Raw genomic sequence first — 16,581 nt, 5'->3', positions numbered from 1 at the left:
TTCTTAATTAATTCTCATCCTTAATTGGCTATATGAGGAGTGTGTTTTGTATACGAGTACGAATAGAAAATACCTATTAATGGCTTGGCTCATTTGTGGTCTCGGCGCAGTTTACTACAGTTATGAATATTTTTTGCGCATATCCCCCAGCGTTATGGAGCATGCACTTCGCGATCATTTTAATTTATCTGCCACTGGGTTTGGTGTGTTATCCGCTTTTTATTATTACGCCTATGTGCCTTTGCAAATTCCAGTTGGCGTTTTACTGGATCGGTATGGTCCCAGATTGTTGATCACCATCGCTTGCTTAATTTGTGTTATTGGAACCTTCATTTTTGCGAGTACTAAAGTGTTTTGGATCGCTGCTAGCGGCCGCTTTTTAGTGGGTTTTGGCTCGGCCTTTGCCTTCGTGGGTGTTTTAAAGCTTGCAACCATTTGGCTGCCTGAAAACAAACTCGCTATGGTTTCAGGAATGGCTGCAGCGCTAGGAACTATTGGGGCAATGATTGGCGATAACTTATTAGGCAGTATGGTAATGAATATTGGCTGGCGTGAAACAGTGAATTTAACTGCTTACGCTGGAATTATTTTGACTGTGATATTGTGGTTCGGTATCCGTGACAAAAAAAGCCATCAACGTCGTAGCGGAACAGTTGCTAATTTAAAGAAAAGTATGATTGATTTAGGAATCATCACACGAAATAAGCAAATTTGGATTAATGGCTTGTTTGGCTGTTTGGTTTATTTACCTACGACGGTATTTGCGGAGTTATGGGGGATTCCATATTTAAAACACGCGCATAACCTTTCACAAGCAAGCGCAGATTTTGCAAATTCTTTGTTGTTTCTTGGATTTACGATTGGTGCTCCCTTGATGGGTTATATTTCTGACCGATTAAAGCGCCGCAAGCCTCCCATGTTATTAGGAGCAGCAGGTGCAGGAATTGTCATGATGATAGTGCTTTATTTGCCTGGTTTAAAAGACACTCATATTAACGCATTGATGTTTCTCCTAGGTCTTTTATACAGTGCTCAATGTATTGTCTTTGCGGTTGGCCGGGAGCTTAGCCCTAATGAGGCAGCAGGAACCGCAATGGCAATGACAAACATGATTGTGATGTTAGGCGCTATGTTTTTACAGCCATTAGTGGGTAAGTTACTTGATTTAAGTTTGGCAACTCATATGACTGTGTCCTTACAGGCTGTGCCTGTAGATAAGCTGCAGCAATTGTATACTGCGGATGATTATCAATTTGCATTGTCAATTATCCCAATTGGTATCATCATTGCTGCCATTTTGACCTTCTTTCTGAAGGAAACTTATGCTAATGCAGATAACTAAAGCAATTGGAATCAGTAGAAGACAGGCGTTCTTTGGAAGCCTAGTTTGTGCAGTAGGTGCTTTCTTTTACTGTTATGAATTCGTATTAAGAATTATCCCAGGTGCATTGCAGAGTGAACTAAGCGCTGCATTTGGTCATATTTCGGCAACTACTTTTGGTCAACTGTCAGCTTTCTATTATTTTGCTTACTCGCCTATGCAACTCCCTGTCGGCATGTTAATGGATCGTTTTGGACCAAGGCGGCTACTGACCTTTGCTTGCCTTTGTTGCACGCTTGGTTCATGGATGTTCACAGATACTTCCTCAATACTTATAGCCGGGAGTGGGCGATTTTTAGTTGGGTTCGGATCTTCATTTGCCTTTGTAGGCGTTTTATCGCTTGCGTTGCATTGGTTACCTCGTCGCTATTTTTCTCTTGCCGCGGGACTAATCACCACATTAGGTATGCTAGGACTGGTTTATGGCGAAGTAAAAATCACTGAGATGGCCATAACTCTGGGTTGGCATCATGTGTTGACCATGATGGTAACCATAGGCGCTGTGCTTAGCGTCATCATTTTCCTCGTTGTTCGAGACGGCCCAGAGGGTTATTCACCTCACAGCCACCCACTACCCGAATTTTTCTATAATGTTTGGCGCGTTCTTTCATCCCCTCAGGTATGGTTAATTGGTTTTGTGGGAGCCTGTTTGTATACCTCGCTTTCCGTTTTTGGTGAATTATGGGGTAAAACGTACTTAGAACAAGCTCATCACTTAACTAAAGCGGAGGCTGCTAGAACAATTTCAGCGATGTTCTTAGGCTGGGCTGTTGGTGCACCTGTGGCTGGTTTTTTATCTGACAGTACAGGACGACGGGTTTTGCCTCTGGTGATAGGGGCAATAATGGCCTTTATTTGTATCTGTATGGTTTTATACTATCCAGGTTTATCTTATATCTCACTGAATATTTTACTGTTCCTCTATGGCGTTTTCAGTGCAACCGAAATTATTGTGTTCATCATGGCTAAGGAAAATTCCGGTGCTGAATTATCGGGTACTGTTTTCGCTGCAACTAATATGATAGTCACTTTAGGTGGCGTAATATTCCAGCCTTTAGTTGGAAAATTGCTAGATACGTTTGGTGATAGCGGCATTGTTGCAGGAGAACATGTTTATACAGTAGTTGATTATCAGCTTGCGCTTTCCATTTTGCCGATTTCTTTACTATTAGTTACCATTCTTGCCTTTTTCATGAAGGACCTTCGCTCAATAGGTCAGTAGGATAGATAAATTTTCTATCGCGAAATGGCGCTATTGAGCTATGGATGAAAAATGGCCACCAATTCTTGCACCGGGAACCGATTGCTCGACTGGCAGCTGATCCAGCGTTTTACTGGAAAAGAGATAATTTTACTGTGCCGGTATTGATAGCGAGTAAATTCAGTGTCGTGATTAGAGATAACAACTGTAATCCCCTTTTTCGTGCTTTCCAAGGCTAGATTTGCTAAATCAACCTGGTCTTGCTCAGTAAATTTCTTACTGGTGTAAGAGGAAAAGTAAGCGCTTGAAGATAAAGGGACATAGGGTGGATCACAATAAATTAAGTCGCCAGATTGGGCCTGAGCAAAAGTCTGACGAAAGTCACCCTGAATAAATTGAGCCTGCTTGGATTTCTGAAAAAAATAGTTCATTTCATTGCGGGGGAAATAAGGCTTTAAATAGCGGCCAAAGGGGACATTATAGAGACCGCTTTGGTTATAACGACATAATCCATTGTACCCGTGTCGATTTAAATAAAGAAACAATGCAGATTTATATTTTATATTAGTACTTTTGTTAAACTGCTCTCTAAACCAGTAGTATTTATCAGCACAATTATTTTGTAGAGAGAAAAAATCGGCACAATAATTAATAAAACCTTCTCCTTCATCCTGTAAACAACGAAATAAACCAATTAAGTCTTTGTTTTCTTCTGCCAATAAGTAATAAGGGTAATTGGAATTAATAAAGATGGCCCCCGAACCCGTAAAAGGCTCAATAAGTCGATTGGCGGGAGGTAACGAATTTAAAATGGCTTCAATGCAGTTAACTTTACTACCAGCCCACTTTAGAAATGGTCTTATTGGAATCATAATGAAAAAGCTAATTACTTAAGAAGCAGTATTACTCAATAATAGAAAAATAACTAGCATATCGGAAATTAAAAATTGAGCTTAGCTGATAGTTGACGCTTTCTGTTCGAACTAGTTATGATGCTGAACTTCGATTTAACTAGGACATAAAGAATGGATGAGCTAGCCGAATTACTTAGGCCAACATGGGGCTCCGAAAAATGGATTTTAGAGGGTTGGAACCAAATTTCCACAGAAGAAAAAGAGGCGATAAAAAGCAGATTGGACGACCTATTTAGAGACGGGCTTCCATTCGAATTAAAGCACGAAAAATTATCTTATATTTATGTTTTTTCTTTGCTCGCGCAATTGGAAGTGTTAGCCATTCAAATTCCGTTAAAATTTGAGTCGAAAATGGATGATCCTGAGCACAGGAAACTCATGCATACTCAGCTACTTGATGAAATTTTTCATGGTTTGGTGTTTACGAAAATTGTATACCAGCTTTGTGCACCCTATTCACTGCCACCGACTTATAATGAAAACGTAGAAATAATTTGCAACTTTATTCGTGATCAAGAGTGTCCTAAAATCGCGGTTGTACTGTTGAATTTACTTGCTGAAGGTTGGATTGAAGAAATTTTTAAGTGCTTCGAGCTCCACAGTATTGCTCCCAAAGTGTTTGCAGTCATCCTAAATGATGAGAATCGTCACGTGTGTGAGGCCGATTTATACCAAGCTATTGGTTTGCCCGCTCTTGGTGAGGTAAAAGATAAAATCAAGCACTTAGAAGCTCAACTCATTACCAATATTTTGCAGTATAAATACATCACTGCGCTTTCGGTACTATTTGGTTTAGACGGGATAATATCCCTTTTTGAAGCGTTGGATCATAAACACAAAGAACAACTGAGCAAGATTAATCTTAAACCCGGTTCCGATTGGCAATTTTTAATGAAAATTGTTGAGGGACTTTCTCCGAAAATTCTTCGTTACACAGATACAATTTCTGAAATTGAGATGACACCTCTTCGTAAGTTACTCATGATGCAATGGGAGAAACCTAAAGATCCAACAATGGTAGGTGAATTTAACCTTAATATCAGCTGTATTGATTTTTTTAATAAAAAATACCCTCCAGAAACACTCACAACGCTGATCTTGCAAACAATGAGCCTAAGTATGCATGAAAATGAGTCATGGCGAAGTTTCATTAACTATCCTAAATGGCTTAAAACTGACGGAAGTTATGTCGGTTTAGCAGTAAAATTGCCTGATTGTAAGGATCAAATAAGTACCATCATTTTTGAGAATTGCCATGAGCTTTCCATGCGGGAATTAGCCGCTCGAATCCGAAATCGAGTAAAAATGATGGTGTACTGCTTTGCAAAGCGTGAACAGCTTGAAAAAGAACATCCGCATCTGAGTAAAATCATGGATAATATTCTTTCGGATCTGTCGAATGGGTTTTATGACTATCCTATGATGAATAATTCAATAGTAACATTAAGTAATATTGGACACTGTGGTTACACACAAGGTAAATCCCCATTACGCCCTAATGAAGCCATCAAAGTTACTTTATTTGATGTAGAAAAAAAGCTGATATGGAATAAAGAAACTCAAGAGTTTGAGCCTCAAGATATTTTGCCTATTTCCGTTAGCGCTGATCACCGCATTTTTGATGGCAATCTTTCTGTGCCAAAAATGTTTGAAGGCTATTTTCAGCGGTGTTTTGCAAAAATGCTTGAAACATTAGAAGTACCCGTGACAGTGACTTCGCCGACACCCTTTTTTGCAAAGTTCTTTGATCAGATGATTGCTGCAAATCTTGAGTTGGGTTATGAAGTTTTGGTCGCCCTACAGACTTTTTGGCCTGATTTCCTATCTTTAGAAGAAATATTTAATGTGATGTTTTGGATAAAAAAGTCAACTGCTCTTTCAAGTCGTGCGGAGTCATTTGAATAAAACCGGTAATTAACCCCTCTCTGCTTATGGGAGAGGAGAAGCTTTTGGTATTGCCTATTGCATGGCAATCATAAGTAAGAATAGGGCGCTTAGTAAAACCACCAGAAGACTTAAATTCCCACCGGGCATAATCCAGGTTCCGCCAGCAGGCTCCATCTTACGTGCTCTCCAAGCCATTAAAGCAGGTAGAAGAAGTAATAGAATTACACAACAAATGCCTGCATAGCTTAAGGCATGCAAGTATATTCCAGGGTTAAAAAGGACTACTGCTAAAGGAGGGATAAAAGTAAGTGCCAAAGTGGATTTTCCTTGAAGCCCGGTTTTTTTCAGAGCTAACCCATCAGCAAGAAAATCAAATAAACCAATTGAAACACCAAGAAAAGCAGTTACCATACATATTGAAGTGAAAAAGCTAAAGAAGCCTGTTATCCATTGACTATTGACTGCGGTTGAAAGTGCATTGGTTAAACCACTTGTGGCATGTTCATTTGTCATAAGTGCGATCAAGCCGTTATCGCCTTCTCTCTGAACAACTCCCATAATGACCGCATCCCATAGAATGTAACAAGTCAAAGGGATCAATGAGCCAAGGAGAATGACTTTTCGTAGACTGTGCACATCATCATGAAAATACTCACGCAAGCTTGGCACTATGGACGCGAAGCCGAAAGAAGTAATCAATACCATCAGACTTCCTGTTACCGCTTTCATTGATCCACCGCTTAATGCAGTCAGTTGGATATGGGGGCTAATGATAACCACTAAAAGCAGATAGACCCCCAATTTCCCAAACATAAGCCCACGGTTCACGTAATCTACAGAGCGAATGCCTCCGTAGACCACTAAACTAAACATTAAGGTAAAGATAAGTGAGGTTATCCAGTTTGGTAAATTAAGATTCGCTCGTTGTAATAAGCCGTTTAAAACATCAGAGCCACCTGAAATATAGGCTGCTAATAACGTATAGAGAAGTAAAAGATAAGCAATCCAGGCAATAATCTGCCCAGGTAAACCTAAAGTGGTTTTAGCCATGGAAACCATATTGCTGCCAGCCGGCAAGCGAAGATTTACTTCAAGAATGAGAAGTGCCCCGGCTGTCATAATTAGCCAGCATAAGATTAAGAAAAAAATGGAATTGGTAAAGCCAACTTCTGCAGTCGAAACGGGTAAGGCTAACATTCCTCCACCAATGGAGGTGCCGACAATTAACAAGATACCACCAATAAATTTGGAATTAGCCACGATCCGTCCGTCTGTACAAAATTAAAACAATATAGTAAGTGAAAACCACCTTAACTGTCAATGCTTCTCGAGGTATCTCTCTTATAGTCCAGCGTTGTATTTATTAAAAACCAACCAATTGCCAAAATGAATTGACGAGGAGAAGAATGGAAAAAATAATAACTATCCATTGAGACAACTTCCCTCCCGGCACAGTGTAAGAAGGTGAAAATTTCTTTCTACCGTAGACTGACATCAGTGCTGGTAATAATAGAAGCAAGATAACGCAAAAGATTCCGGCATAATTTAAAGCATGAATATAAGCACCAGGATAATAGATAACGACCAGAAGAGGAGGTAAGAAAGTTAATAGAAATAAACCTAATCCTTGGCGACCCTGCTGTACCATATTTAACCCATCAGCTAAAAAACTTATAAGGCAAAGTGAAACCCCTAAAAAAGCAGTCAACATGCATATTGAAGTAAAAAAATTAAATAATGAGCTAATAATTGTACTTTTTACCGTATGCGAAAGCGTGGCTGCTAACGCGGAAGTGGTGTGTTCGTTGTGCATTAAAGCAGCGAGTCCATTGTCCCCTGAAGTAGGTAAGCTCCCAATAATTACTGCATCCCATGCCAAATAACACAAAAGTGGAATTAATGATCCAATAAACACCACTTTTCTAAGCGCTTTAATATCATCATTAAAATAATCCCGTAAATTAGGAACTATAATGGCAAAACCAAATGAGGTAATTAGAATCATTACTGTTCCAGTAATGTATTGATAATTGCCCCCACTCAGATAATTCGATTGAACATGAGGCGTAATAAGAATAACAAGAATAAAATAAATGGCCAGCTTTCCAAACATTAACCCACGATTTAAGAGATCAACGCTGTGTATCCCCCCATACACCACCAACCCAAAGAGAAGCGTAAACAAAGTACTCGCGAGCCAATCACTAATAGGAATCCCTATTCGAGAAAATAGACTGCCAAAAACATCTGCCCCACCAGAGATGTAAGCGGAAAGTAATGTATAAAGTAAAAATAAATAACTCAGCCAAGCTGTAAGAAGGCCAGGAGAACCAAGAGTAGCTGCTGCCATTGAAACCATGTGTTTACCCGGAGGTAAATACAGATTCGTCTCCAGAATAAATAAAGCACCCAATGTCATTACTGCCCAACAAAGCAGAAGAAAAAAAGAAGATTGCCAAAACCCTGTTGCTGCATTAGCTACTGGCAAGGCGAGCATACCGCCACCAATGGATGTGCCAACTATAAGAAGAATACCGCCAATAAATCTGGATTTCATTTAACACCTAACGTTACCAGACGCCATCAAACAGCAAGTACTATTTTGTTGCGCCTATTGGGACTGGTTCAACTTGAGGAGTCGAACAATCTTTGAATATTTGAATTTCAATGCGACGATTATACGCACTACCATGGATGAGCTTGTTATCACCAACAGGGTTTTTATCACCATATCCCTCAGCAATCAAGCGTCGTGCAGAAATACCATTGGCCCAAAGGAAAGTGACCATGGTTTCAGCTCGAGCTTGAGACATGAGTTTTTTACTGTGACGAGAACCCACATTATCAGTAAAACCAGCAACATAAATGGGACAACATTTATGAAATGTTTTAATGAGTTTGATGAGGGTATTTAAGCCAGCAAAGCAAAGATCATTCAAACGTGCATTGTTAAACACATAATAGCGATCAGTGGGAACAATAATCGTCACTGTATCGCCATACTCAATATATTGCATATCGAGTTTGCGCAATTGTTTAATCAGCATGGGTCTACTGTCTTTATAAAGACCCACGCTAGCACCTACGGCTGCACCGATTGCCGCACCCGCAAGAACCGGTGCCCCTCCAGCGACAGCGACAGCGGCAGAGCCAAGGATGGTGGCTGGAGGCGTGGTTGTGTACACACGACGGTAAGGTTTAAAGTTGTTATAAGGGGGGTGAAAACAGCCACTAAAAGCTAAAACTAACAGGCTAACAAAGGCCAAGCGCCCAATCGAGCTCTTGTGTGACATTCCCACTCCTACTATAGATGAATTTTTCCATTATTAAGCATCCATTCCCATTTCGCAATCGATGTCATGTTAACTTGCTCGTTTTATTGAAAATAATTTAAATGTCACTACGCAACACACTCATACTAGTTTATAGTTTTAGACAACAGCGAATTGGATAACTAAATCTTGATTACGAAAAAAAGAACAATTCCTTGGACCCTCGCCTTAGGTGCTTTAGGTGTGGTTTTTGGAGACATCGGTACAAGCCCCCTTTATGCTCTACGAGAGACACTTGGCGATCTTCCTCTTAGCGAGGTTGATATTTTAGGGGTTTTATCATTAATTTTTTGGTCATTGATCTTTGTTATTTCAATTAAATACCTCGTGATTGTCTTTCGTGCTGATAATGACGGTGAAGGGGGAGGTTTAGCACTATTGGCTTTATTGAAACAAAAATCAACAAAATATGAACATGTTTTTTATCTGTTGGCTATTTTTGGCGCTGGTTTGTTATTAGGTGATGGTATGCTGACCCCGGCTATTTCAGTAACCAGTGCGATTGAAGGACTGAAAATAATTTCTCCCATGTTTGATGATTTTGTAGTCCCTCTTTCCTGTGCTATCTTGGTTCTCTTATTTGTCATGCAATCCCGCGGTACAGCAAGAATTGGTGCTGCATTTGGTCCTTTGTTACTCATTTGGTTTATTACCATCGCTATTCTTGGGGCAGTAGAAATCTATAGACACCCTGTGGTGCTACGGGCCATTCATCCTATCTACGCTTTTGATTATTTATATCATCATGGGATGAAAGGCTATATTTTACTGGGTGGGGTTTTCTTAGTCGTAACAGGAGGAGAAGCTCTGTATGCGGATATTGGCCATTTTGGTAAAAATCCTATCCGTTATAGCTGGTTTTTTGTTGTTTTGCCTTGTCTATTGCTTAATTATTTTGGACAGGGTGGCCATTTAATTGGCCATCCTGAGGCAATAGAAAATCCTTTTTACATGATTGCACCCAATTGGTTTTCCATTCCCTTACTGATTATCGCTACTATAGCCACAGTAATTGCTTCACAAGCGGTCATTACGGCCACTTTTTCATTAACTAAACAAGCAATATTGTTAGGCCTTTGTCCTCGTATTCCCGTTATTCAAACATCAAGAGAGCGTGCGGGACAGATCTATATTCCGCAAATGAATTTTGTGCTCTTTATTGGCACTATGTTGCTTATTCTTTCTTTTAGAAATTCAAGTAACATGACCCACGCTTATGGAATCGCAGTGAATTTAGTCATGTTACTTGTCACAACAATGGTCACCTATGCTGCAAGGCATATTTGGCGCTGGTCGTGGCCAAAAGTGATTGTTGTATTTACCCCTTTCCTGTTGATTGATCTTGTTTTTTTAGGCGCTAATGCGCATAAATTTTTGACTGGTGGATGGGTTCCGGTTTGTTTTGCTTTGTCGATTGGTATCGTTATGTATACCTGGAATTTAGGGTTGCAATATTTGAAGGATAACTTTTATATGCAAAAGGAGGATATCAGTAAAATTGTAAAACAGCTCAATTATAAATCACTACGGCATTTGCCGGGCATAACTGCCATTTTTCTTACGGATACCTATGATCCAAGCGGGGGAAGTTTCCTGCATTTTTTAAAACTGAGCTATGCGGTACCAGAGAATATATTAATTGTAAGCTATGTCGTTGAAAATAAACCACATATTGATCCTTCTAAGCGTTTTGAAATCAACCAAATCGATAAAAGAGTTTGTAAATTAATGTTGCATTATGGATTTATGGATAATATTTCTGTGCCGAAGGCTTTAGCCAAAGCGCTTGAGTATGAATTGCTTCCTTTTGAGTTTAAAGTGGAGTCCGCTACCTATCTAGTCGAGATTCCCAATGTTATTGCTTCTAAGAAAAAGAGAACTTTGATGTTTTACTGGCAAGAGAAGCTATTTGCTTTCCTAATGAGAAATTATTCGGCCAACTTAAATATTGAGTTTTATAAATTGCCTTATAACAGAACCATTGCTATAGGAACGTATTGTCTTATCTAACTTCCTTATTCATCAAAGCAGGAATTCCTGTCCTGCTTTTTTATAAATTGAATTTTCAAAAAACAGCAGGATTAGCCGTGCAGTTATCGGATAAAGGAGATTGTGGGACAATCACTTCCACATTAATGCCTTTAATTGTTGGACTGCTCAGCGCTTCATGCAAGTAATCGATGAGAGGAACTTCCACAACATGGCCAAATTTTGAGGAAGCTTGCCTGAAATAAAGAACGCCGCCTTTCCAAAACGCAAAACCTAAATGAGAAACATTTAAGTTCGTTCCTATTTGTTCGCGCAAATCCCAGTTAGGCCGTACTATTTCGATGATTGATGCGTTAGGTATTTGTGCAAACAAAAACTGATTAGGGTTTCCTTGTGCATCAAATAAAGCGGTAAAGGGTAAATAAGGCACTTGTGCCAGTTGCTTAGGTAATTTAGAGCCTCTTTCTTTAAGTTCAGCTAATCGTTTACTGCGTTCATTGTCATCCGATGGATTTAAATGGATATTCTTATCGGTAAAATGTTGATACCAGGATGGCTTATCAATCAATGCTGTGGCTATTTCAGCGACCGATTTATTGTCTTTATCTCTGAATGTTTCCGTGATGTCTTTAATAAATCCTTGCTGTTGATTGTTAGGATTCCAATCCAGGGACGTAAAATGATTTCGGGTTATAAAGCTGACTTTACCGTCTTTATAGCGTACTTTCATCATGCATTGTTTAAAACCCTGTTGATCGTTTGCCAAGGCTAAGGCAAGGACAGTTGTGACATAGGTATCGCAATCAAAACCGTCGATACGATATCTCGGTTCTTGATCAAAGTGGGCTTTTGTACCTTCTCCTAAAGCACCTAAGATATACGGTTTGCCTAAAAATTGGGCGCTAATTACATCAAGTCGATTCGCCATATCAGGATTCGATACGTGCTCAAGGCTATGATATAGTTCAGTGATTATTGGATTGGCTTCCTGTTGTTTGAGATGGACGGCTGCCATTGATTGACAGCATAAAAATGACAAAAAGGTAGAAAAAACAATGCTCTTTAAGGTTTGTTTAAAGTAGACTGAGCGCATAGCTTCTCCCGTCGAGATAAAAAGTGCATATTTTAACCTATTTTTACTATTGAGGTACAGAATGCTAAACGCGATATGGTTAGGAATGATTTTTCTTTCATTAATTGTTGGTTTAGCTCAGGGACGCCTCGATCAGGTGGTTCATGCGGTTACCGATTCAGCAAAACTAGGATTTGAAATTGCACTCGGATTAGCGGGTATCATGGCGCTCTGGTTAGGAATCATGGCAATTGCTTCCGAATCAGGATTAATTAATCATTTAGCAAGAGGATTAAGGCCAATATTGCGTCCGTTATTCCCAGATGTCCCCGCGGATCACCCAGCAATGGGAGCAATAGTGCTCAATTTTGCAGCCAATATGTTGGGTTTGGCGAATGCTGCAACACCATTTGGATTGCAAGCCATGAAAGAACTTCAACGCCTGAATAATCATGCGCAAGAAGCGACCAATGCAATGTGCACTTTTTTGGCTATTAATACCTCAAGCGTTCAACTTATTCCCGCTACCGCCATTGCTTTTCTTGCAGCGAACGGCAGCTTACATCCAAGCAGTGTCATCTTTAGCTCCTTAGTGGCAACCAGTATTTCAACGCTGGTGGCCATTGTTGCAGTAAGGCAATTAGCTAAATTACCTGCCTACCGAGTCAAAGGAACTGCAGTCAATGAGTAATTTTGCTGATCACTTTTCAAACTGGATTTTTCTTGCCTTTATTGTGGGGATTCCGCTTTATGGTGCATTGAAGAAAATTAATGTATTTGATGCTTTTGTAACCGGCGCAAAACAGGGATTTGAAACCAGCATAAGCATTATTCCCTATTTAATTGCCATGCTAGTCGCGATTGGTATGCTGCGCGCTTCGGGTTTTTTCGAGCTGATGCAGACTTTGCTTTCGCCAGCCTTATCTGCTTTAGGAATGCCTTCTGAACTATTGCCTCTGGCATTAATAAGGCCTTTTTCAGGCAGTGCTTCAACGGGGATTATGGCTGAGTTAATCCATCAGCACGGAGGGGATTCGCTGATTGGAAAAACGGCTGCCACGATGATGGGAAGTACTGAAACGACTTTTTATGTGATTGCGGTTTACTTTGGTGCAGTTGGAATAAAGCGTACGAGGCATGCGATTCCTGCTGGACTATTAGCGGATTTTGCCGGCGTTGTGGCCAGCGTAATCATTTGTCGTTATCTTTTTGCTTAGTGCTGATGATTACATGTTGTTGTGTTTCGCCTGTTTGAAAATCGAGCTCATTTAGACTCCAGCCTTTAGCCTACCTTTGCATTTCTTTTGCTGGGATTTCCTAAACGCCCTGTTTCATATAACTTCAGCTGAGCTAATAAGGTGTTAGTGTTGGCTTTAAAAGCAGCCATTTCTCGTGTAGGTACCGCGTTCCCTCTGGGTAAATTAACTGTAGTGGGGTTCTTCGGTTGGTTATTAATATGAAACTCATAGTGACAATGAGGGCCTGAGGCCAAGCCCGTTTGGCCAACATAGCCAATGACTTGTCCACGTTTAACAAAAGTGCCTTTAGATAAACCTTTCTGGAATTTCAGCATGTGGCCATAAATAGTGCTGTAGGTTTTATTATGCTTAATTTTAATCATATTACCGTAGCCACTTTGTCGCCCAATAATATCAATACGCCCATCTCCCGTTGCTAAAATTGGCGTTCCAATTGGAGCGGCGAGATCCACTCCTTTATGTGGTCTTCGATATCGAAGGATAGGATGGTATCGAGAGAGGCTAAATGTTGAACTAATATGACTAAAGCGCAGAGGATAACGATTGAAAGCATTCTTTAAGCTAGTACCTTGAGGCGTGTAATAATCAGAGTGGCCGCTTCGGCTGGTATGTAATACGGCCTGAAAAACTTTCCCCCTGTTTTTATAACTTACTGCAACGATATCTCCCACTCCAACTAACTTGTCTTCGACGAAAAGCGCTTTGTAAATAATAGTAAATTGATCTCCTGCTCTCACATCTTTAGCAAAATTAATATCCCATGCAAAAATTTCAGTCATTTGTTGCATTAGTTTATAAGGGATATTATGGCGTTTTGCTGTGCTATATAAAGAACCACGTAACGTTGCTGTGATGTAGTGATTATGTGTTGTTGTTTTATAAGAATTAAGTTTACTTCTGTAGTGCCGGCCGTCACGAGTAACAACAATAAACTGAGTGCTTGAGATAGGTGCTATCATCTTCTCCAGCGTATGATTTTTAATCAAGAACTGTAATTGTTGGTTTGGTTTTAGTTTTGCTAAAACTTTAGTGCTAGGATTTTCTCTGATAATCGTTTGCAGAGTTTGCGAAGTTAATCCTAAACGACTAAATACGGATGCAAGTGAGTCTCCTGCGCGTGTTTTAATTGTTTTTAACTCGTTTTCTTGTTCAGATGTAGTTGTTGGTTTTACTGGTGCTACAGCACTTGGCTTGGATTTGATTTCGGTTGTTTTGGCAGCAGAAGAGGTTAGTGTTTGTGATTTTGGGCTCCCGGGAGGTGATACCGAGGAAGTTTGAGGTTTGTTGTTTGCAGAAACTTGAGGCGTCTGCTTTGAGCTCTTTGTAAAAGGTGCTGGCTCTCGCTTAGTGAGCCGTGGTAGTTTTTCTGAAGGTGTTTCCAACGTTTGAGGAGGAAGCAAAGCCTGTTCATTGCTGTAGTTTGCTTTTTGCTTGTGTGGAAATGATTTTACCAGAATAAAAGGTAAGGCGAAGGCGATTGCCAATGCAATGAGAGCCAAAAGCTTAGATGGCTTAGTTGAATTTTTTAATGAGACATTGGGTCGTTGATCCATGTTTCGCCTTTACTACTGTCATCCTGGATGAATGCTGTTTATTTTGGCCAGTCGTCAATTCTACTCTAGGGCGCGTTGACAATTCTACTATCTTGGTCGAAATGTCTGTCCGCCTTAATGTTAACAACCCAAAGAAAATTTATTACGATAAAAATATTTGGGCGTTTGTATTAATGAATTGATTACGCTTCTCAAAATACTTACAGTTACTAATTTACAGTCATCTTCTGGTTCTGACCGCTAAGTTAAGGTACTTCAACCCAATCTCTCGATTGATGAAACAGCCAAGACTAGTCATTACCACCTAGAAGTTTTTAAACTTCTTTCTATCCTCTAGCGAGAATAGAATAACCGGGCTAAGATACCCGCTGTAAGATGTTAGGTCAATCATTAAAATTAAGGTTTTGTTGTCATGATAGTTGAAGAGTCAGTATGCGATGAGTTACTTCGAGGATGTGAAGAGATATTGCCCGAAGATGGACTAGAAAAGAAGTTGTCTAAAAGTCAGCCTTTAATGATCAAAGCAGGGTTCGATCCGACTGCGCCTGATCTGCATTTAGGTCACACTGTACTGCTCAATAAATTAAGACAATTTCAGCAATTTGGCCATAAAGTGATTTTTCTTATTGGCGATTTTACTGCCATGATTGGCGACCCTACAGGAAAAAATGTGACGCGTATGCCGCTCTCTCCTGAAGAAGTCATTGCGAATGCAAAGACTTATCAAGAACAAGTTTTTAAAATTCTAGATAAAGAAAAAACCACCGTTCGATTCAACTCAGAATGGATGAGAAATAAAAGTGCTGCTGATTTAATTCGCTTAGCAGCCACTTCCACAGTAGCAAGAATGTTAGAGCGAGATGATTTTAATAAGCGCTACACTTCGGGACAGCCCATCGCCATCCATGAATTTCTTTATCCACTAGTGCAAGGTTATGATTCTGTGGCCTTACAAGCAGATGTAGAATTGGGTGGCACCGATCAGAAGTTTAATCTTCTCATGGGGCGAGAATTACAAAAGCACTATGGGCAAGAACCACAGGTAGTGATGATGACTCCCTTAATAGAAGGGTTAGATGGCATTAAAAAAATGTCTAAATCCCTCAATAACTACATAGGGATCAGCGAGAGTGCCGACTCAATGTTTGGCAAACTCATGTCGATATCGGATGAGCTCATGTGGCGTTATATCGATTTATTGAGTTTTAAATCAGCCAAAGATATTGCTTTAATCAAGAAAGCGGTGACAGAAGGATTTAATCCTCGTGATGTAAAAATTGACTTTGCCAAAGAGATTATCACCCGTTTCCATAATAAGGAGCAAGCTGAAACCGCCCATCAAGCGTTCATTGAGCGCTTTCAGAAGGGTGAAATTCCGGATGATTTGGCCGAGCAAACTGTTCCTTATGATGAAAATATGACGATTGCCCAACTTTTAAAACAGCTTAACTTGACTAAAAGCACATCAGAGTCTATAAGATTAATTAATCAAGGTGCTGTAAAACTCGACGGTGAGCGAATTGTAGATACAACAATTAGCCTTTCCGCCGATCATTCGTACATCCTCCAAATTGGAAAACGAAGAATAGCCAAGGTGCGCTTGAAAAAAGCAGGCTGATCAAAGTCTTTTTGAAAAAAAATCGAAAAGTGTTTGACAAGGAGATAGGGATGAGTAGAATACGCATCACGCCTACGGGGCGGGTTCATTAAGAAGATAGAAGACAAACTGTGTGGGCGCTTTGAGTGATTGAAGTGCAAAAGAAAGAAGTAAAGAAGCTAGAGAGATCTAGCACAGGAATTGAACTGAAGAGTTTGATCCTGGCTCAGATTGAACGCTGGCGGCATGCTTAACACATGCAAGTCGAACGGCAGCACGGTCTAGTTTACTAGATGGGTGGCGAGTGGCGAACGGGTGAGTAACGCGTAGGAATATGCCTTAAAGTTTGGGATAACATGGGGAAACTCATGCTAATACCGGATGAGCTCTTAGGAG

The 16,581-nt window shown here is 40.1% G+C and carries 13 protein-coding genes and 1 rRNA gene; 8 read left to right on the top strand and 6 right to left on the bottom strand.

The window, feature by feature from the left end; genetic code table 11:
• Nucleotides 1-79: 79 nt before the first annotated feature.
• On the top strand, nucleotides 80-1,342 hold the full coding sequence (locus tag B5D33_RS14110; RefSeq protein ID WP_058451800.1) for an MFS transporter: 1,263 nt from the start codon (nucleotides 80-82) through the stop codon (nucleotides 1,340-1,342).
• Nucleotides 1,329-2,603 carry an MFS transporter gene (locus B5D33_RS14105; RefSeq protein WP_058451799.1) on the top strand — a complete coding sequence of 425 codons (1,275 nt, stop codon included), beginning with the start codon at nucleotides 1,329-1,331 and terminating at the stop codon, nucleotides 2,601-2,603. Before B5D33_RS14110 ends, B5D33_RS14105 begins: the two co-directional genes overlap by 14 nt.
• A gap of 38 nt (nucleotides 2,604-2,641) precedes the next feature.
• On the opposite strand, the gene B5D33_RS14100 is transcribed toward B5D33_RS14105, so the two are convergent.
• Complete coding sequence (locus B5D33_RS14100; protein ID WP_058451798.1) at nucleotides 2,642-3,454, bottom strand: Dam family site-specific DNA-(adenine-N6)-methyltransferase; 813 nt, start codon at nucleotides 3,452-3,454, stop codon at nucleotides 2,642-2,644.
• 153 nt (nucleotides 3,455-3,607) lie between these two features.
• Between B5D33_RS14100 and B5D33_RS14095 the strand changes: the two genes are divergently transcribed.
• A complete protein-coding gene (locus tag B5D33_RS14095) occupies nucleotides 3,608-5,401 on the top strand; it encodes a 2-oxo acid dehydrogenase subunit E2 (protein ID WP_065239985.1) in 1,794 nt (597 codons plus the stop codon).
• 54 nt (nucleotides 5,402-5,455) lie between these two features.
• On the opposite strand, the gene B5D33_RS14090 is transcribed toward B5D33_RS14095, so the two are convergent.
• The 3 genes from B5D33_RS14090 to cmpA all read right to left on the bottom strand — a co-directional run bounded on the left by B5D33_RS14090 (nucleotide 5,456) and on the right by cmpA (nucleotide 8,676).
• Complete coding sequence (locus B5D33_RS14090) at nucleotides 5,456-6,643, bottom strand: amino acid permease (protein ID WP_058451797.1); 1,188 nt, start codon at nucleotides 6,641-6,643, stop codon at nucleotides 5,456-5,458.
• A 103-nt stretch (nucleotides 6,644-6,746) separates the two neighbouring features.
• The gene (locus B5D33_RS14085; RefSeq protein ID WP_058451796.1) at nucleotides 6,747-7,940 is read right to left on the bottom strand and encodes an amino acid permease; all 1,194 of its coding nucleotides are present in this window, start codon (nucleotides 7,938-7,940) and stop codon (nucleotides 6,747-6,749) included.
• Nucleotides 7,941-7,980: 40 nt separating this feature from the next.
• Nucleotides 7,981-8,676, bottom strand: coding sequence for a C-OmpA-like family protein CmpA (cmpA, locus tag B5D33_RS14080; protein ID WP_058451795.1), 696 nt, complete (start codon nucleotides 8,674-8,676; stop codon nucleotides 7,981-7,983).
• Between the two features lie 171 nt (nucleotides 8,677-8,847).
• On the opposite strand from cmpA, the gene B5D33_RS14075 reads away from it, so the two are divergent.
• Entirely contained in the window at nucleotides 8,848-10,725 is a 1,878-nt protein-coding gene (locus B5D33_RS14075; protein WP_058451946.1) for a potassium transporter Kup, read from the top strand.
• A 55-nt stretch (nucleotides 10,726-10,780) separates the two neighbouring features.
• Here B5D33_RS14075 and B5D33_RS14070 read toward each other — a convergent pair whose 3' ends face one another.
• Nucleotides 10,781-11,797, bottom strand: a complete 1,017-nt coding sequence (locus tag B5D33_RS14070) for an N-acetylmuramoyl-L-alanine amidase-like domain-containing protein (RefSeq protein WP_058451794.1) — start codon at nucleotides 11,795-11,797, stop codon at nucleotides 10,781-10,783.
• A gap of 61 nt (nucleotides 11,798-11,858) precedes the next feature.
• Between B5D33_RS14070 and B5D33_RS14065 the strand changes: the two genes are divergently transcribed.
• Both B5D33_RS14065 and B5D33_RS14060 read left to right on the top strand, forming a co-directional pair.
• On the top strand, nucleotides 11,859-12,467 hold the full coding sequence (locus B5D33_RS14065) for a nucleoside recognition domain-containing protein (protein WP_058451793.1): 609 nt from the start codon (nucleotides 11,859-11,861) through the stop codon (nucleotides 12,465-12,467).
• Nucleotides 12,460-12,993 (top strand): spore maturation protein, encoded by a 534-nt coding sequence (locus B5D33_RS14060; RefSeq protein ID WP_058451792.1) that lies wholly within the window; start codon nucleotides 12,460-12,462, stop codon nucleotides 12,991-12,993. The genes B5D33_RS14065 and B5D33_RS14060 overlap by 8 nt, the downstream gene beginning before the upstream one ends.
• Before the next feature lie 65 nt (nucleotides 12,994-13,058).
• On the opposite strand, the gene B5D33_RS14055 is transcribed toward B5D33_RS14060, so the two are convergent.
• The gene (locus B5D33_RS14055; protein WP_058451791.1) at nucleotides 13,059-14,588 is read right to left on the bottom strand and encodes a peptidoglycan DD-metalloendopeptidase family protein; all 1,530 of its coding nucleotides are present in this window, start codon (nucleotides 14,586-14,588) and stop codon (nucleotides 13,059-13,061) included.
• A 412-nt stretch (nucleotides 14,589-15,000) separates the two neighbouring features.
• Between B5D33_RS14055 and tyrS the strand changes: the two genes are divergently transcribed.
• Together tyrS and B5D33_RS14045 are read left to right on the top strand one after the other, a co-directional pair.
• Nucleotides 15,001-16,206 (top strand): tyrosine--tRNA ligase, encoded by a 1,206-nt coding sequence (tyrS, locus tag B5D33_RS14050; RefSeq protein ID WP_058451790.1) that lies wholly within the window; start codon nucleotides 15,001-15,003, stop codon nucleotides 16,204-16,206.
• A gap of 182 nt (nucleotides 16,207-16,388) precedes the next feature.
• Nucleotides 16,389-16,581 (top strand): 16S ribosomal RNA (locus tag B5D33_RS14045); the annotation flags it as partial.

The sequence above is a fragment of the Legionella maceachernii genome (assembly GCF_900167045.1).
In the GTDB taxonomy this organism is placed as follows: Bacteria; Pseudomonadota; Gammaproteobacteria; order Legionellales; family Legionellaceae; genus Tatlockia; species Tatlockia maceachernii.
Note: the sequence above shows the minus strand (reverse complement) of the source record. Positions and strands in the feature narration are given on the sequence as shown.